We start from the raw sequence: 19023 nt of genomic DNA, 5'->3' as shown, positions 1-19023 counted from the left end.
ATCCAGCCGCTTATTTTACCCCTTTCATAAAGCTTTCAATTTTTGGTGAGATGATGAAAAGAATGAGGCTAAAGACGATGGCGATTCCACCGATCGTTCCGAAATAAGCCATTTCTGTTTCTGGTGTATAAAACTTTACGATTTGCGCGTTAATCGCTTGAGCGGCTGCGCTTGATAAAAACCATAAGCTCATCGTTTGAGCTGAAAATGCCGCTGGAGCGAGCTTTGTCGTTGCCGATAAGCCGACCGGTGATAAACATAGCTCACCAAACACAACGATTAAGTAGCTTAGCACGAGCCAAAGAGGGCTCACTAATGAGTCGTTTCCACCGAGATAAGCCGGCAATAAAATGACGACAAACGATAACCCAGCAAACAATAAAGCTAAAGAAAATTTCTTTGGAATGGATGGTTGTTTATCTCCTAGCTTCACCCATAGCCAAGCGAAAATCGGCGCAAACGTAATAACAAACAACGGATTCAACGATTGGAACCAAGCTGGTGAAAGATCGATACCAGCAAAATGTAACTGCGTTCGTTTATCTGCATACGTTGCTAAAATAGTGGAACCTTGTTCTTGAATCGACCAAAACATCGCTGATGCGATGAATAACGGGATATAAGCAATAATGCGTGAACGTTCCACATCTGTCGTTTTCGGACTACGATACATTACGACGAAATAAATCGTTGGAATGACGATACCGAAAATGCCAACGAGTGAGACGAACAAATCGATCGTTAATATATTCATTGATGAGCCGATGAAAACGAGTAAAGCGATGATCGCTGCGCCAATTGCTCCCCATGTGAACACTTTTTTCTTTTCATCTGCAGATAATGGGTTTGGTACATGCGTTCCCGCAAGACCGAGATTTTTCTTTTTCGTTGCGACAAATACGAGAAGTCCGAAAAACATTCCGATCGCGGCAATCCCAAAACCGAGATGGAAATTATATTTCATGCCAACCGTTCCGACAACGAGCGGAGCTAAAAAGGCACCGAGGTTAATCCCCATGTAGAAAATGCTAAACCCCGCATCGCGACGGTGGTCCCCTTCAGCATATAAATCTCCAACGACGCTTGAAACGTTTGGTTTAAGCAATCCTGTCCCAAGAACGATTAACACCATCGAAACAAAAAACATTGTCACACTTCCCGGAACAGCTAGAGCAATGTGGCCGAGCATAATTAAAATGCCCCCGTAAAACACAGCTTTTGCCGTTCCAAACAATCGGTCAGCAACCCATCCGCCAATGATTCCTGACATATAAACGAGAGAACCGTAAATCGACATAATTGCCAGAGCAGTCGTTTGATCCAGCCCTAAACCGCCCTTTGATACTTCATAGTACATGTAAAACACGAGAATGGCGCGCATGCCATAGTAGGAGAAGCGCTCCCAAAACTCCGTAAAAAATAATGTAAAAAGTCCTTTTGGGTGGCCGAAAAAACCGCGTTGGGGAACGCTCTCGATCATGCGTTGTCTGCTTTGTGACATAACGAAACCCCTTCCATTTTTGAAAATAATAACTTTTATTTTCTGTATTTTCTATATGAAGCCAATCCTTAGTAATAAAAAGGCTTCACAAATAATGATTTTAAAACAATATACAGATTAAGTAAATAAAAAATTCTAAAATAATATAAGAGGATAGCTTTTCGCCATCCTCTTATTTGCGATGCATTTTAAACTGTAAAAACAATTCATTGTAATACGCAAGCGTGCTTTTACCGGGGTTTTCATATACTTCAAGCTTATCAGCAAGCTGTTCACTTGGATAAAAACGTTCGTCTTCAACGATCTCTTTCGGCAAGTATTCAAGCGCTTTTTTATTTGGTGTCGAGTAGCCGACGTATTCGGCATTTTGGGCAGCGTTTTTCGGGTCAAGCATAAAGTTAATAAATTGATGAGCACCTTCAATGTTTTTCGCTGTCTTTGGAATGACCATATTATCAAACCATAAATTTGTTCCTTCTTTTGGGATCACATAATCAAGCCGTTCGTTTTCCCACATGATTTCTGCCGCATCTCCCGACCAAACAATGCCGATGGCTGCCTCTTCATTTGCAAGAAGCATTTTAATTTCGTCACCAACGATCGCTTTTACGTTTGGCGTTAGCTTATCGAGTTTTTGTTTTGCTTGTTGTAAATGAGCCCTGTTCGTATCGTTCAGGGAATAATGCAAACTATTTAACGCCATGCCCATAATTTCGCGTGCGCCATCGATGAGCAAAACTTGATTTTTAAACGATGGATCCCATAAATCGTTCCAACTTGTAATTTCTTTTCCACCAAGTAGTGCGCGGTTATAGACGATGCCGAATGTTCCCCAAAAGTAAGGAATGGAATGTTCATTGCCCGGATCGAATGACAAGTTCAAAAAACGTTCATCAATATAGCGTAAGTTTGGGATTTTCGAATGATCGATCGGCAACAATAACCCTTCCTCTTTCATTTTGCTGATGGCGTATTCTGACGGCACAGCGACATCAAATGTCGCGCCACCTTGGGAAATTTTTGTCATCATTGCCTCGTTCGAATCAAACGTTTGGTAAATGACTTTTAATCCGGTTTCTTTTTCAAATTTTTTAATGAGCGCAGGATCAATATAATCGCCCCAGTTATAAATCGTTAACGTATTATTTCCGCCGTACCCTTCAGATGATTCGATCATTTTTGTCGCATAAAGCAAACTAAAAGAGGCGAGCCAAACAAGCACAAAAAGCGACAGTAATTTTTTCATTTTTTCCCCCCCTTAACGCTAGCACGTTGTGTCATTATGTAATACACAACGACGAGGAAAAGCGTAAATAAGAAAAGAAGGGTAGATAAAGCGTTAACTGATAACGAAATCCCTTGACGCGCACGTGAATAAATTTCAACAGACAACGTCGAAAAGCCATTGCCCGTCACGAAAAACGTGACCGCAAAGTCATCAAACGAGTACGTGAGCGCCATGAAAAAGCCGGCAAAAATGCCTGGTGTAATGTATGGGAGGACGACTTTCGTTAAGACGTTCCATTCGTTTGCCCCTAAATCGCGTGCTGCATCGATCAACGTCGGGCTCATTTCCTGCAGCTTTGGCAACACCATTAACACGACAATCGGAATGCTGAAAGCGATATGAGACAATAAGACAGACGTAAATCCGAGCTGAATGCCCGCAATCGTAAATAAGATCAGGAACGATGCCCCGATAATGACGTCAGGGCTGACGATTAAAACGTTATTTAGCGTAAGCAACGTTTGCTTCCAGCGATGTTTTGCATAATAAATGGCGATCGCTCCTAAAACGCCAATGATTGTCGCAAGCGATGACGATAATAAGGCAATAATAATCGTATGCAAAACGATAATAAGCAAGCGTGTATCAGCAAACACTTCCTTATACCAGTCAAGCGTAAACGATTCAAAATGATGCATCGTTCCGCCGCTGTTGAACGAGTAGTAAATTAAATAAAATATGGGCATGTATAACACGAAAAACACAAACGCTAAATAGAGGCGAGAAACTTTCATTGTCTCACCCCCCATTTTTTATTTCCTGTTAAAGCCATGATGCCGGCCATGGCAATCATTAAAAAGACAGCGATTGTCGCACCCATTCCCCAGTTTTGCGTCACGAGAAAATGCTGCTCGACAGCGGTGCCGAGCGTAATGACGCGGTTTCCAGCGATTAATCGCGTCAACATAAAGAGCGAGAGCGACGGAATGAACACTGCTTGACAGCCTGCTTTCACGCCATCAAGCGTAAGCGGAAAAATGACGCGACGAAATGTCGTCCATTCGCTTGCTCCTAAGTCGCGCGCTGCATCGATCAAAGAAGGGTTTAATTTTTCAAGCGCATTAAAAATCGGCAAAATCATAAATGGGATAAAAATATAAACAGATACAAAAACAAAACTAAAGTCCGTAAACAATAGTTGTTTCGTTCCAATTCCAATCGCTTCAAATAGTGCATTGACTGCCCCATACGTGCCAAACAAACCGAGAAAGGCGTATGCCTTCAACAATAAATTGACCCATGTCGGTAAAATAATAAGCAATAACCATAGCTGCTTATGCTTCGTTTTCGTTAACAAATAGGCAGTCGGATAAGCGATAAGAAGTGAGCATGCTGTAATTAAAAATGCATACCAAAACGAATTTAATGTCATTCGTAAATAAACTGGCGTAAAAAAAGTTTGATAATTGACGAGCGAGAAATGTCCTTCGATATCGAAGAACGAATAGTACACAATAAGAATAATCGGCGCAATGACGAACAAACCGATCCATAACCAATACGGGATGGCATAAGCGTAGCGGCGCATGTTATTCCCCCCCGCTTCTTTTCATAACATGGATAGCTTCTGGCTCAAAATGGAGGCCGATTTCTTCCCCGATTTCTGCCTTTTTCGTCGAGTGAACGAGCCACTCGTTACCATATGCATCATAACAACAAAGCTCATAATGTACACCGCGAAATAAAACAGAATCAACACGCACGCGCAACTTGCCGCGTTCAGCGGTTGTTAATTCTAAGTCTTCAGGGCGAATGACAATATCGACTCGTTCATTTTTCGCAAACCCGCGATCGACGCACGTAAATTGTTGATTCGCAAACTCTACAACGAAGTCATCAATCATCGTCCCGACAATGATGTTTGACTCCCCGATAAAATCAGCGACAAAGCGATTGACGGGCTCATCGTAAATGTCTTTTGGCGTGCCGCGTTGTTCAATTTTTCCTTTGTTTAACACGAAAATTTCATCAGACATCGCAAGCGCTTCTTCTTGATCGTGAGTAACGAAAATAAACGTAATACCGAGCCTCCGCTGCAATTCACGCAACTCATATTGCATCTCTGTTCGAAGCTTTAAATCGAGCGCAGAAAGCGGTTCATCTAGCAACAGTACGTCCGGTTCGTTGACGATGGCGCGAGCGATGGCGACGCGCTGCCGTTGTCCCCCTGACATTTCATGAATCGCGCGTTGCTCGTATCCTTCTAAGTTGACGAAACGAAGCGCTTCTTTTACTTTTCGTTCAATGTCTGCCTCCGGTATTTTTTTAATACGTAAGCCAAAAGCGACGTTTTCAAATACGTTTAAGTGAGGAAAAAGTGCGTAATCTTGAAACACCGTATTCACTCGTCGTTTATTTGAAGGCACGTGGTTTATCCGTTGGCCATGAAAATAAATATCGCCTTTTGTCGGTTCGATAAAACCAGCAATTAAGCGGAGAATGGTCGTTTTTCCGCAGCCGGACGGACCGAGAAGCGTATAAAATTTCCCGCGCTCGATGTCAAAACTAACATCATCAAGCACAGGGAGATCATCATCGTATTGTTTTGTGACATGGTTAAAGCGAATGATGACGCGATCGTCCATTTTGTTTTTCCCACCTCATTTATCCATTTTTTAAGTCCATTATGAACGATCATTTTATATTCAGCAACATTTTATTGAAGCGCGTGCGTATAAGACAAAACCGATCGGATCCACCTCATATGTTTGTAATTTTTTACGACCGATTCGAGCTGTTTTTGTATTTCCTTTGCGAGCAATTTTTCAACTTTCTCCTTTCATTATACATCCCCTTCAATCCGCTGGAGCGGTTCGATGGCAGGTCCTTCTAAAACTTTTCCGGTAAAACAAAAGCGAGAGCCATGACATGGGCAATCCCAAGAGTGTTCACTGTTGTTCCATTCAAGCTCGCACCCCATATGTGTACAAGTCGTGTCGACGACATAAAGCGTACCTTGTTCGTCGCGGTATGCACCTGCCCGTTTTCCGTCTACATTGACTACAGCTCCTTCTCCTGGCGATATGTCGCGAGGGGTACGAAGGGCGTATTCAAGCTTTCCGGTTAAGAAATGTTTAGCGACATCGATTCCTTCTGTCACGAAGTTTTGAAGCGATGGATGAGCGATAAATCGTGACGGCGTAAATAGATGGGCATAGCTGTTCTCTTTTTGCAACGTTAAATCGGTTAAAAGGTGGGCTGCGACAGTGCCTGTCGTCATTCCCCACTTTCGATATCCTGTCGCGACAAGCACGTTTGGATAACTAGCACGGACAGGGCCGATGTAAGGAAGATGATCTAACGTTACTAAGTCTTGTGCTGACCAACGATATAATACATTTGATAATCCAAACGTGTGGTTACAAAATGACTGTAATGCTTCGTAATGTTGCATCATGTTTGTTCCTTGTCCGACTTTATGCGACTCGCCTCCAATCAAGAGAAGCGGTCTGTTGTTCAGCACGGCAGATCGAAGCGAGCGCTTTGGCTCATTTGCGCTTAAATACATGCCTTGCAATCGTTCATGCGACTCGACTGCAATAACGTATGACCGTTCGGCATGTAAACGAGCAAAATAAAAAGAAGGATCAAAAAATGGAAAGTGAGTACAAATGACAACGGTGTCACAAGTGATCGTTGCTCCATTTTTCGTTTGTACAACCGGTCTTGTCGATGTCTCAATATGTTGTGCAACGGTTTGTTCATAAAAAGATGCCCCATGTTTGACAGCGAGTTCCACTAATGTTTTTAAATAATGGAGCGGATGGAATTGCGTTTGGTTGCGCATCATGATTGCACCTTGAACGGAAAAAGGAAGCGACAGTTGGTCGACATATGCTCCGTCAATGCCGATCGTTTCATACGCTTTCCACTCTGCTTCGAGCGCATGTAATTTTGTTTCTTCTGTCGTATACACGCATGCGTCTTCAATCGACAAGTCGCAACGAATGTCGTTTTCTTTCACTATGTGTATAATCTCGTGCAAAGCTTTTTCATTTGCTTCGTAATATTTCCGAGCGTTCTCTTCCCCGACATGTGAAATAAGTTCGTGGTAAATAAGATCGTGCTGGGCAGTAATTTTTGCCGTCGTATGCCCTGTTGTGCCGTTACATAGCCGGTCTGCTTCGATGACAGCGACACGCACGCCTTGTTTAGCGAGCAAATAAGCGGTTGTAATACCTGTTATTCCTCCACCAATAATTGCTACATCCGTTTTAATCGGCTTTGTCAAAGGCGGAAAGGATGGTATTGTTGTTGTTTGTAGCCAATACGATTGAGACAACCTTGGTAAAGACATGAGTTTGTTCCTCCATATCCATGTTTTTCTTAATTTTCCCCAAATCGAAAAGTTTATGATGAACATTTGTAAAGATGATAAAATGGAAATAGACGAGTATAGAAATGTTTTTACAACATAACGTAAGAGGGAGAGTTAAAGTGAATAAAGATGCAAGTGTTCGTTTACAAGATAACATCGTATTAGAGCATTACGGACTGAATGAACTGCATTTAGAGTCTGTCCGCCATTATCGCGAGCAGTTTGCGAAAGTAAAGCCAAACCACCCATGGAACGGTTTAGAAACGAAAGATTTTTTATATAAGATTGGAGCATGGGGAAAAATACGAAACACAAGCAAAGAGGGTCTCACACTCGCAGGACTTCTTATGTTTAGCGAAGAGCGAATGATTACAGAAGTTTTACCACAATATTTTTTAGAATATCGCGAATATGATGACGATATGCTTTGGTCAAATCGTTTCACATCCCAAGACGGAACGTGGTCGGGAAATATTTACGATTTTTATTTTAAAGTAATGAACGAGCTAAAAGATGGATCAGAAGCTGAAAAAGAAGCTATGCATGAGGCGCTCGTTAATGCGATTGTTCATGCCGATTACAACGGTGATGGGGGCATTATTGTCGAACGGCAACGCTCATATGTGCAATTTTCTAATCCCGGGCTTTTCGGTATTCCTTTAGAACAAGCATTTAGCGGCGGTGTTAGCCATTTGCGTAATCCGAATGTGTTTAAAATGTTTATTTACATTCATTTTTGCAAACGAGCTGGAGTCGGTTTGAAAACGATCGAAACGATTTGCTTGCAACAACCTGTCATTGATCAATACGATTTCCAGGAGCGGACGGTCATAACATTACCAATCGTGTCCTTTCCAGAAAGACATAAACAAGACGATGATCTAGAGATGATATGTGATTGGTCAGACAATCTAGAGCTAGCCGACTCCATAAATAACGACGAAAACTCCTATAATAGCGACGAAAACTCCATAAATAGTGAGTTAGAGTCCATAAATAAAGAGTTAGAGTCCGTAAACAAAGAATCTAACTGCGTAAATAGCGGACCTAACTCCGTAATTAGCGAAAATAACTCCTGTAATAGCGACCAAAACTCTATAAATAATCTAACCAACTCCGTAAATAATGAAGAAGAAACGAATATCGATCAAGAGCTCTGGAGTATTGCTGAGATTGCGCGTAAGAAAAAAAGGCTTGCACCGGCAAAGATGGAAGAAGTCATTTTGCAACTATGTGCCCATCGGCCATTAATGTTAAAAGAATTAGCTTATTTATTAGATCGAACGCCAGACGGGCTGCGCAACAATTATTTAGGAAAGTTATTAGCGGAAGGGAAAATGCGTTTGAAGTATCCAGAACAACTGAATCACCCGAGACAGGCATATATAACGAATAAGTAATATTCATGATTTGTTCAATGTTTCACAATCTAAAAATAAAAAATCATGTTACAATGATGGTAACAACAGAAAAGTTGAGGTGACGGCTGATGCTTATATGTGAATGGAGAGACTTTTCGACAGATGCAGAAACATATACATTGGGATTATTCGAAAAGATGATTGGCGATGAATTTGAAGCGATGATGTTTGAAGATGATCAAGATATTCCTTCTTATATATGGACGGTTAACTACGTCGTGATCGTTAAACGGAATACGCGTATGTACAACGATATTTCGTTTACGAAGATTCCACGCAATCCCGTATGTGAATAGCTGCTTCTTTTCCAAGAAGCAGTTTTCTTACAAAATACATTTGCTCAATATTTCACAAAGTTGACACACACAAACAAAACCTAATTCATTAAAATAAAAATGTGAAAACAATCACATTTTTATTTTCAACTAATTTGTGAATCTTTTCACAAAAATGATTATGGGAGGGGCTTATATGGCTGTGGAGGAAAAAGTATTAGACCAAAAGAAAGAAGTTACAAAAATGATTGATACGCTCGTTGCTAATGCTCAAAAAGCGCTTAAAGCGTTTCGTGATTACGATCAAGAAACGATTGATCATATTGTTAAACAAATGGCGTTAGCTGGGCTTGATAAACATATGTATTTAGCGAAACTAGCCATTGAAGAAACAAAGCGCGGCGTGTATGAAGATAAAATTATTAAAAACATTTTTGCGACAGAATACATTTATCATAACATCAAATATGATAAAACCGTCGGCGTTATTCGCGAAAATGAACAGGAAGGCGTCATTGAAATTGCAGAGCCAGTAGGCGTCATCGCCGGGGTAACCCCAGTCACGAACCCGACTTCAACAACAATGTTTAAAGCGCTCATTTCTATTAAAACGCGCAATCCAATCATTTTTGCGTTCCACCCATCTGCGCAAAAATGTAGCAGTGAAGCAGCACGTATTTTGCGCGATGCAGCCATTGCTGCGGGTGCGCCAGAACATTGTATTCAATGGATTGAAACTCCTTCTGTCGAAGCGACGCAACAATTGATGCATCACCCTGGTGTTTCGCTTATTCTTGCGACAGGTGGAGCAGGCATGGTGAAAGCGGCATATAGCTCAGGAAAGCCAGCATTAGGGGTTGGACCTGGTAACGTGCCTTGCTATATTGAGAAAACAGCAAATATTAAACGCGCGGTGAACGACCTTATTCTTTCAAAAACGTTTGATAACGGAATGATTTGTGCATCTGAACAAGCGGTCATTATTGATAAAGAGATTTATGATGCGGTGAAAAACGAAATGATCGCAAATAAGTGCTATTTCTTAAACGAAGAAGAAAAGAAAAAAGTTGAAAAGCTTGTTATCAATGAAAATACGTGTGCAGTCAATCCGAATATTGTCGGTAAACCAGCATATGAAATTGCAAAAATGGCCGGTGTGGACGTTCCAGTTGATACGAAAATTCTTGTCGCAGAATTAAAAAGCGTCGGTCCGCAAGAGCCGCTTTCTCGTGAAAAATTAAGTCCTGTATTGGCGTGCTATAAGGTGAATAGCACAGAAGAAGGGTTAAAACGAGCAGAAGAAATGCTTGAGTTCGGTGGACTTGGCCACTCCGCTGTCATTCATTCAGAAAATCAAGACGTCATTCTTGAATTCGGTAAGCGAATGAAAGCAGGACGAATCATCTCTAATGCACCATCTTCACAAGGGGCGATCGGTGATATTTACAACGCATACATTCCGTCATTGACGCTCGGTTGCGGTACGTTCGGAGGCAACTCGGTTTCGACAAACGTCGGTGCGACACATTTAATTAACATTAAAAAATTAGCGAGAAGGAATGTAAACATGCAATGGTTTAAAGTTCCGCCAAAAATTTACTTTGAAAAACATGCGACACAATATTTAGCGAAAATGCCAAACATCTCACGTGCCTTTATCGTTACAGACCCAGGTATGGTGAAGCTCGGCTATGTCGATAAAGTGTTATACTATTTGCGTAAACGTCCAGATTATGTGCATTGCGAAATTTTCTCAGAAGTTGAACCAGATCCATCAATTGAAACAGTGATGAAAGGTGCCGACATGATGCATGCGTTCCAGCCAGACGTCATCATCGCGCTCGGCGGTGGTTCGGCGATGGACGCGGCGAAAGCGATGTGGCTGTTCTATGAACATCCAAATACCGACTTTAATGGCTTAAAACAAAAGTTTTTAGATATTCGTAAACGCGTATTTAAATATCCAAAACTCGGTCAAAAAGCGCAATTTGTCGCGATTCCAACAACGTCTGGTACAGGTTCAGAAGTGACATCGTTTGCGGTCATTACAGATAAGAAAAATAACGTCAAATATCCGCTCGCTGATTATGAGTTAACACCAGATGTCGCCATCGTTGACCCACAATTCGTCATGACGATGCCAAAACATATTACAGCGGATACAGGTATGGACGTATTAACACATGCGATTGAAGCGTACGTATCGAACATGGCGAACGACTATACAGACGGATTAGCATTAAAAGCGATTCAACTCGTCTTTGAATACTTGCCGCGCGCATATAAAAACGGCAACGATGAAGTCGCGCGTGAAAAAATGCATAACGCATCAACGATCGCTGGTATGGCATTTGCGAACGCATTTTTAGGCATTAACCATAGTTTAGCGCATAAACTTGGGGCAGAATTCCATATCCCACACGGACGTGCGAACACAATTTTAATGCCGCATGTCATTCGTTACAACGCGCAAAAACCGAAGAAGTTTACAGCGTTTCCGAAGTATGAACATTTCGTAGCTGATCAACGTTATGCTCAAATTGCTCGCCTGCTTGGATTGCCAGCAAAAACGACAGAAGAAGGTGTCGAAAGCCTTGTTCAAGCAATCATTAAGCTCGCGAAAGAACTCGATATGCCGCTAAGCATCGCAGCTACAGGTGTGAAAAAAGAAGAGTTTGAAAGCAAAGTCGAACAACTCGCTGAATTAGCGTTTGAAGATCAATGTACAACAGCCAATCCAAAATTGCCGTTAGTGAGCGACCTCGCTGACATTTATCGTCAAGCGTATAAAGGGGTTTAGCAGTTAGTTAAATACGGAAGAATTTAAAGTTGTTCTTCTGTCAAGTATAGTATTTTATATGTGTGACCCGTGGTGCTAGATAAAATCGAGTAAGCATAAAAATAGCTCTTGCTTGTGGATGTCCTGTAGAATGAAAGTGCGATCCAACATTCCGATCCAACATTCGAAAGGAGAATCCTCATGCAAGAGCACTTTCGTTTTACTACAGATCAAGCGAAGATTCAAAAACAATATGCAGTCATTTTCTTTTTTGTTTCTGCCCAGCTGTCACAAATTCAATTCTATCTTCAACGTCGCAATCGTCATTTGGCGAAACAAGAAGACGCGGTGATCATGGCCATTCATCTTTTGGGAAAGCTACTTGGCTGCTCTTCCGAACGCGCATGGCATCGCTTTGTGGAGGGAAATTTATTTACCGATGGGCAGTTTATCGAACGATCCCGATACAATCGCCGTTGCCGAGCGCTGCGCTTTGCGATCAAATGGATTCGTCATGAACTAGCGAAACGTGGTCAACACCATGCCTATGCGGTAGTAGATAGCATGCCACTCGAGTTGTGCCATGCCGCAAGAATGTACCGTGTCAAACGATTCCAAGGGATCGCGGACATCGGACTTTGTGCGTCGAAAAAGCAGTGGTACTATGGGTTTAAGTTTCATCTTCAAGTGACCGACCAAGGACTACCTATGGGATACGTGGTAACGGAGGCGTCCTGTCACGATCGAACCGCAGCGGAAACCGTCATGACTCAAATTCCTCACCCCTATTCATACAGGGGCTACATTTTATAGTTCAATCATTCCTTCCTTTATTGCTTTGACGACTGCACCAACACGAGAATCAACACGGAGCTTTTTTATAATTGAAGAAACATGGTGTTCTACTGTTCTCTTACTTACATTCAATGAATTACTAATGTCTTCATTCGTTTTATCTTGAGCAATTAATTTTAGAATAATTAGCTCCATTTTTGTTAGCGGGGTGTTGCTACTTTCATCTATGTTGCTCGGGAAAAATGAAAACCCTTGATGTGCTTGTCGAATGGCAGTTGCTAAATGAAGAATCGAATCTTCTTTTGTAACAAATGCGGAAGCACCCGCTTGTTTAGCAGCGCGTATGTACTCATTATAATTGTAGCCGGATAAGACGACCACGTGGCGATCTGGATACAACAATTTTATCTTTTTTGTCCATTCTAAACCATTCCCGTCTTTTAAACGAATATCCATAACAACAACATGAGGATTTAACGTTTCGATTGCTTCTTGTAAACAAGATAACTGCAAAACTGTGCCAACAATTTTTATATCCTCTTCTCTTTCGAGTAATTCTGCCATGCCGTCCATCACAAGTATATGATCATCGACTAATAGCACTCTAATCATCATATTTTTCCACCTCGTCAAATGGAATCATTATAAAAATTCTCGTGCCAAGTTGTTGGTCGGAATAAATATCCCATCTTCCGCCTAACGTATGTAGTTGCTTTTCAACTGAAGCTAATCCGAAGTGATGTTGTTTAATTGCGTCATATGTGTTTATAGGGATAGAAAACCCTTTCCCATCATCTTCAACAGAAATGTGCAAAATATCATCTTCTTCGCATATGGAAATAATGATGGATGTAGCTTCTGCGTGTTTGACAGCGTTATAAGTAAGCTCACGAATAATCCGGTAAAGAGTGACTTGCAATGTCGAAGGAATAATTCGTAATCCTAAGTCATAATACACTTCAATATCAAGATGACTCTCCATGCGAATTTTATTTCGTAACTCATATAAGCTATTTTCTAAGCCTATATCTTCAACAAACATCGGATATAAATGTTCACACATGTTACGTACTTCACGAATTTTACTTTGTAATAAATTGTGAATTTGTTTCTCGCTTTCTTCATTTTTTCCCAATTGAATCCTTTGCCAAATGGCGATAAGCCCTTGCAATATTTCATCATGCAAAAACATGGCAAGCTTCCATTTTTCATATTCTTGAATGGAATATGCCTGTTTATTAGTCAAACGATCCGTTGTTTGTTCTGTTCGGTGTGTGAAGTACACTTGAATAGTTTGATATATAGTAATAGAAAAGATAAGAAATATGTTTACAGGAAATAAAGGGATATGGTGATCGATCACTAACAGTACAACATTACAAATAATTAAACTTATACATAAAACGGCAATTTTTCTACCCATCTTCTTTGCAGCAACACGCCAATTTGCAATCCCTTGCTTAGTTAATAAGTATGAAAGAACTAGAGGAAAGAAAATCATACTTGTTAGCGTGTAATAAAACGAAAGAAACGAAACACCAAATAACATGTTTGGAAGGAGGCTTAAAAGTATAACAGGTGAAAATGATAAACATAGTCCAACAATAAGTACAAACAATTCGTTTTTTATTTTTTTCGAGTTCGAGCGAAGATGGAACGTAATTAATGCGACGCATGTGCCAACAGCCATAACAATATTTAGTACGATAAACAATCGAGCAATGGTTTTTATAGATGTCTCATCTGCAGCTACACTTCCTCCAACATAAGTGACGAAACAAATGATACTCGTCCACTTTGTAATAGAGGAAACATAGTGGAAAGTTCTTGGTCTCGTTGAACTTGGAAAATATTTAAAAAATTCGAGAAGTGCGTAAGGCGCTAAACAAACAGCGAAAGCTTCAACCATTTGTGCTGTCTGCACACCTCGACTTGAAGGAATGGCAGATATGATTGCAATGGCACTAACACACATTAAAGCAAAAAAACGTTGTACAACGATGGATGTTGGTTTTTGAATATACGTATATTTACCAATTAACAAGAAAAACATCCCGATGAATAGAACAATATAATACGGGTGTTTCATATATTTTTCATGTGATTCGATCAAAATATAAGTAATAAGGAGAAGTGAGAAAAACCAAATCATTGTAAAATGTCTATTCATTGTATCACGAACTTTCTAAGTATGTTTTTAGTTCATAAATGGCTTCTTGTTTTGTTGGAAAGCAAATTTCTACTTGTTTTATTGCACGTTTCATGTATATATCAGAGAGAACAAAACAGTAGTCCAATGCCCCCGTTTTTTGTATATAATTTCTTATTAATGAAATATGGTCTGTAAAATTAGGGCAATTTAGTTTGTTCAATAACCACCCATTATCATGCATCAAACTGTATTCTAAGGCCTTAATAAGAGGCAAAGTCGCTTTTTTACATGTCAAGTCATTTTTTTGGTCACGAAACTTACGCAAGGAAGCCCCTGCCTTTAGGCACGACGAGGAATTGCACCTTACGCAAGTTCCGCCCCCCCTTTCCATAAGCATATCCGTCAAATCGCTGAATGACTTGGACATATCTATAATTTATTCCTTGTGCGATACGCTTTCCGTCCTTGCCTTTAATATCGAAACTTCCAGTCTTTCTACATGCGACTTCGCCAAACCAAACGCCTTGATATTTCCCTCTTGGGACAACAGCCTTAACCATGTCCCCTGTTTGGAAGCCAAAGAAGAACTTTTGTCTTGCAAGATAACCTCTTGGGAAGCCATATCTATCTAGGTTTGTGCGTGAACGACTACCACGCCCCTTTGCTCTAATGAATAACACTTCTTTTGTTTTGAAATATAAGTGATTTGGTGTGCTTTCGCCTACACAACAAGCGTCAAAATAATGTGTTTTCGGCAAGTCTAAACGAATACGATTCATTTTCGTTCGTGCACCTGTTCCACACTCTACTTCGCATCCGCTTTGTTTTAACACTTCATACACTTTCCACCTTGTCGAGTTGACAGCACTTGCATCTTTTAATGATTCTTTGACTTGCTTTTGAATGTGCGGATACCCGAATTCTTCTGCTGTCTTACTTCCTTTGCGCTGATTACAGTCATGACAGGCAAGACATAGGTTATCCACTCGGTCTGTTCCACCTCTCGATTTTGGAATGATATGCTCCACTTCAAGTGGAACATTTTCTTTTCCGCAATAACAACACTTCCGCCCAAACTTTTCAAGCAAATACTCCCGTACTTCATATCCTTGTAGCGTGCCTTGTTGATACTCTACACCATTGATTTCAGGATTTCGCATGAGTTGCGTGTCGAATTTGGCATTTTCGTATGATATATACCCAATGGGGCATAACTTCTTTAGGCGGTTAACCCATGTTTGGATATTTTGCACACGACTCTCTAGTGATGACGGCAACCACCCCTCCTTTCGCTTGCGGTTCAGAAAGCGTGGTTTTCTGTATCTTGTTTTTCGATTTCGTCTTGCTCGACGAAAAGCACGCCTTTTATCTATTCTTTCCTTGATGTCTGTGCGATGGTCAAGTTGCCCTAACCATACCACTTCTTGTCCTCGCAAAATCGCTAATCCTGTATGTCTACTTCCATAGTCGATTTTTAGCCGATATGTTGTTTCATTTTCTGATTCGTCTACTGATTTTTTCAAGATGATGGTAAATGGGAATCGTTTGTAAATCGCCGCCTTCCCTTGTTTCAACAGCTTTCTTGCAACTGCTCCGTGACAAGGAGCAAGCGGACGTTTGTTTGTGTCTAACACAAAAACCATAGGGTTCTCCCCTTTCCTCTGCATAAAGCAGGTCATATTCTCCTCGACCATGTTATAGATGCTTGTTATGTGCAAGACACTAGCGCTACCCACCACGCTTGTTTAACCTTGCACGACAGAGGAACGGGCTGGAGAAGCACCCGAACGTGTCATGACATCTATAACGTAGGCTCTGTTTCAAGCCTTGGTCTGGTCAACATGGGGCTTACAAGCCCATGACTTTAGTCATTGGGTTGTTGACATAAAATATCCTTTGCATCATTACGCAGTTGACCACTTATTCCAATATATGTTGCAATATCGTACCACTTGTACGCCAAAGAACCAGCTCCTAGTTGACAAACAAGTCTTGTTAATGATGATGATTTTTGCGAGATTAGTTTAAAATATTGTTCTTCTGTTGGAACGGATGTGTCAATAGTAAAGTGCAAATCGCTCCATTGTCCATTACATGCTTCCTTCAGTTCTTTCATCATGCGACATATTTCTCTTTTTAAGTTTCGAGGTGTATGCAAAGCAATTAAATGTATGGCCTCGACAAATAATGTATTAGCTATCGTAATCATTTCACCCATAGATGCGTGTTCTCTCACATTATTGTTTTTTTCTTCGTCTGCAATATCATCAAATAGATCTGTTGCTAAAATTAAAAATTCAATGGCAACAGCATATGGAATAACCATTTCAGTTTGTACATGGTTGTGAAATTTCGCGATATAAGTATAGAACTCCCCCCAGCAAAAACGTGTATGTTCATGAAATAATTTTCCAGGGGAATGGAGTAAAAATTGAATACGTTCACATATTTCTTTTTGAATGAGAGAGTATTCGTCTAAATAGTGCAGCATAAATGACTGCATTTCTCTTCTTCCTATATAAGTCAAAGCCACTGATCTCCTTTTTCTTTAGTTATCCCTTGATTGTTAAAATACTCTGTAAGTGAAAGAAACGCGTCAGAAGAAAGCTGTACTCTTGCGTTATCCCAGTCTTCTTGTGTAATAACTTTTTTCGTATATAGCTGCTGAATAACTGTCCATAAGTTCTTTTCCATCTCTTATCTTCCCCTCTTTTTATACAAAATTCTACTTTATAATGAAACATTTGTCATTTATTTTTTGAAAAATAGGTATTTTCCGCAATGAAATTTGCGGAAAATACGGATATGATAGGATGGAAGTTTGTGATAGACTGAAAGCGAGCCGGCTCAGAAGAGAATATTTCGTAAGGGAGGATGTTGAATTGAAAATGAAGACTAAGACTGCCCTTGCATCTTTAGGTCTTTGTACGGCTTTACTATCAGGTGCGCATGTATATGCTGAGGTTCAGAGCGGGATATTAGAATACAAAGGTTTGCAAGCAAATTATAAGTTGGATGTTGATTGGAATTTATTTGATAATGATAATGCAGTAGCGGAGACAAAATTTGTCAATCCTAAGAGTGGTTACAAAGTAGCTGTAAGGTTAGAAATGTGGAAAAATAATAAAATGCAAGGATACAAATATCAAGAGGATAAGGAATGGGCTCAAGCAACTTACTCTTGGACAGGTGTAGATGTCTATCAAAGTCGCCATTCCATTAATGATACAGCTACGAACAAAGAGTTAGTTGTCCGTTCATTACGTGATGATTGATACCTTCTGTAAAGCGAAAATAAATAAGCCTAATGCTTATTTATTTTCGTTTCATTTTGATTTATCGTGTTTGTGGAAGGTGGTTTTTATATGTCCTTTCAATCTTTTAAGAGTCAATGGCGTGCTCATCCATTTACAACTGCCTTTGCCGTTTTAGGTTTAGTTATATCACTACTGATGATTTCAATCGGTATTTCTAGCATAAATTATTCTCATTTACTTCAAAGACAGCTTGAACAGTATGCTCCGCCACATGCAACAAAGCTAATGGTGACATTTTCACATGAACCAACATGGAATGATCTTTTTCGATTGTTTGACAATATAGATCAGGAAACAGGGATTATATTAGAAGGTGTGGCTCTTTTGCATGATGGCATGCCTATCATGGTGACCCCGGAACATGTAAGGGAGTCTGTTGAGCCCCGTCTACCTATAAAGGAAGGACGTTATTTTACTGAGAAAGAAATAAGAACGGGAGAGAAAGTAGCTCTTATAGGATCCGAATGGGAAAAAGATACAACGATCATTGGGAATGAGCGCTATATTGTCTTATCGGGTGAGCGATACAAGTGTATTGGGATAATTGGGCTAACGGGAGAAAATTCAAGATTATTGGATTCACAAGTTCTTATTCCAATGACGTCATTACCCCCGAGTGTTATTAGTAAATTATTAAGTCAGCAGCAAATTACATTGACACTCTATAATGCTAAAAAAGATACGTACAAGGATGAAAAATCTATTCGTATGCAAGCAGAGAAGTTATTTCCACAAGCAAGCATTGATTCTTTTCCATACGAAGCACAGTTATCGTTCCGAATTGATATTGGTGATCGCCTAATGCTTATCGTTCTTATTTACTTACTTTCTTTAGTTAATGTTGTGAATTTATCGTTTTATTGGGTACAAGAGAGAATATATGAAATTGGAATAAGGAAAGCGTTCGGATATACGAATCGCGACATCGTTTTTATGATTTTTAGTGAAATGGTTGTATTATGTAGTATTGCAGTCGTTTTTGGGTATGGTGTGCAATGGCTATTTCAGCATATATTTGAAAAATGGGTAGGATTCCCATTACGCATTTCTTTGTTGCACTTTTCAGCAGCAATTGGATTTGTTTTTTGCTCATCACTAATTGCAATTATCGTTCCAGCTTTTCGTGTTTTTCGTGTGCAACCTATTCATGTCATACATAAAAAGTAGAAATTGAGGA

At 40.2% G+C, this 19023-nt stretch carries 16 protein-coding genes and 1 pseudogene; 6 read left to right on the top strand and 11 right to left on the bottom strand.

Translation table 11 applies throughout. The features are described from left to right. Positions 1 to 10 precede the first annotated feature (10 nt). The 6 genes from NST18_RS14810 to NST18_RS14785 form a co-directional block, all read right to left on the bottom strand. Positions 11 to 1501 (bottom strand): peptide MFS transporter, encoded by a 1491-nt coding sequence (locus NST18_RS14810; protein ID WP_004893204.1) that lies wholly within the window; start codon positions 1499 to 1501, stop codon positions 11 to 13. A 172-nt stretch (positions 1502 to 1673) separates the two neighbouring features. After that, positions 1674 to 2747: an ABC transporter substrate-binding protein gene (locus NST18_RS14805; protein ID WP_004893202.1), complete on the bottom strand. Its 1074-nt coding sequence runs from the start codon at positions 2745 to 2747 to the stop codon at positions 1674 to 1676. Then, on the bottom strand, positions 2744 to 3538 hold the full coding sequence (locus NST18_RS14800) for an ABC transporter permease (RefSeq protein ID WP_004893201.1): 795 nt from the start codon (positions 3536 to 3538) through the stop codon (positions 2744 to 2746). Before NST18_RS14800 ends, NST18_RS14805 begins: the two co-directional genes overlap by 4 nt. Further along, the gene (locus NST18_RS14795) at positions 3520 to 4317 is read right to left on the bottom strand and encodes an ABC transporter permease (protein ID WP_004893200.1); all 798 of its coding nucleotides are present in this window, start codon (positions 4315 to 4317) and stop codon (positions 3520 to 3522) included. The genes NST18_RS14800 and NST18_RS14795 overlap by 19 nt, the downstream gene beginning before the upstream one ends. 1 nt (position 4318) lies before the next feature. Next, complete coding sequence (locus tag NST18_RS14790; RefSeq protein WP_004893199.1) at positions 4319 to 5374, bottom strand: ABC transporter ATP-binding protein; 1056 nt, start codon at positions 5372 to 5374, stop codon at positions 4319 to 4321. A gap of 197 nt (positions 5375 to 5571) precedes the next feature. Beyond that, on the bottom strand, positions 5572 to 7086 hold the full coding sequence (locus tag NST18_RS14785; RefSeq protein WP_004893198.1) for an FAD-dependent oxidoreductase: 1515 nt from the start codon (positions 7084 to 7086) through the stop codon (positions 5572 to 5574). 140 nt (positions 7087 to 7226) lie between these two features. On the opposite strand from NST18_RS14785, the gene NST18_RS14780 reads away from it, so the two are divergent. The 4 genes and pseudogenes from NST18_RS14780 to NST18_RS14765 all read left to right on the top strand — a co-directional run. Then, entirely contained in the window at positions 7227 to 8507 is a 1281-nt protein-coding gene (locus NST18_RS14780) for a transcriptional regulator (RefSeq protein WP_035019043.1), read from the top strand. 89 nt (positions 8508 to 8596) lie between these two features. Further along, entirely contained in the window at positions 8597 to 8824 is a 228-nt protein-coding gene (locus tag NST18_RS14775) for a hypothetical protein (protein WP_004893192.1), read from the top strand. A 175-nt stretch (positions 8825 to 8999) separates the two neighbouring features. Next, positions 9000 to 11603, top strand: a complete 2604-nt coding sequence (adhE, locus tag NST18_RS14770) for a bifunctional acetaldehyde-CoA/alcohol dehydrogenase (protein ID WP_004893191.1) — start codon at positions 9000 to 9002, stop codon at positions 11601 to 11603. 180 nt (positions 11604 to 11783) lie between these two features. Continuing rightward, positions 11784 to 12389, top strand: a pseudogene (locus tag NST18_RS14765) (IS982 family transposase); the annotation flags it as partial. Here the strand turns inward: NST18_RS14765 and NST18_RS14760 are convergent. From NST18_RS14760 to NST18_RS14740, 5 genes are all read right to left on the bottom strand, one after another. Continuing rightward, a complete protein-coding gene (locus NST18_RS14760) occupies positions 12390 to 12992 on the bottom strand; it encodes a response regulator transcription factor (RefSeq protein ID WP_004893188.1) in 603 nt (200 codons plus the stop codon). Further along, on the bottom strand, positions 12982 to 14490 hold the full coding sequence (locus tag NST18_RS14755) for an ATP-binding protein (RefSeq protein ID WP_340721607.1): 1509 nt from the start codon (positions 14488 to 14490) through the stop codon (positions 12982 to 12984). The genes NST18_RS14760 and NST18_RS14755 overlap by 11 nt, the downstream gene beginning before the upstream one ends. 356 nt (positions 14491 to 14846) lie before the next feature. After that, positions 14847 to 16223 carry an RNA-guided endonuclease IscB gene (gene iscB, locus NST18_RS14750; protein WP_340721606.1) on the bottom strand — a complete coding sequence of 459 codons (1377 nt, stop codon included), beginning with the start codon at positions 16221 to 16223 and terminating at the stop codon, positions 14847 to 14849. Between the two features lie 170 nt (positions 16224 to 16393). Next, entirely contained in the window at positions 16394 to 17032 is a 639-nt protein-coding gene (locus tag NST18_RS14745) for a class 1 isoprenoid biosynthesis enzyme (RefSeq protein WP_230456236.1), read from the bottom strand. Between the two features lie 20 nt (positions 17033 to 17052). Beyond that, entirely contained in the window at positions 17053 to 17223 is a 171-nt protein-coding gene (locus tag NST18_RS14740; protein ID WP_003397145.1) for a hypothetical protein, read from the bottom strand. A 194-nt stretch (positions 17224 to 17417) separates the two neighbouring features. Here NST18_RS14740 and NST18_RS14735 point away from each other — a divergent pair, with 194 nt between their 5' ends. Further along, complete coding sequence (locus NST18_RS14735; protein WP_035019298.1) at positions 17418 to 17804, top strand: hypothetical protein; 387 nt, start codon at positions 17418 to 17420, stop codon at positions 17802 to 17804. Between the two features lie 66 nt (positions 17805 to 17870). After that, positions 17871 to 19013, top strand: coding sequence for an ABC transporter permease (locus NST18_RS14730; RefSeq protein ID WP_338135671.1), 1143 nt, complete (start codon positions 17871 to 17873; stop codon positions 19011 to 19013). The last annotated feature ends 10 nt before the right edge of the window (positions 19014 to 19023 follow it).

This window comes from Anoxybacillus sp. FSL W8-0104 (genome assembly GCF_038004465.1).
In the GTDB taxonomy this organism is placed as follows: domain Bacteria; phylum Bacillota; class Bacilli; order Bacillales; family Anoxybacillaceae; genus Anoxybacillus; species Anoxybacillus flavithermus_G.
This window is presented reverse-complemented; position numbering and strand designations above follow the sequence as displayed.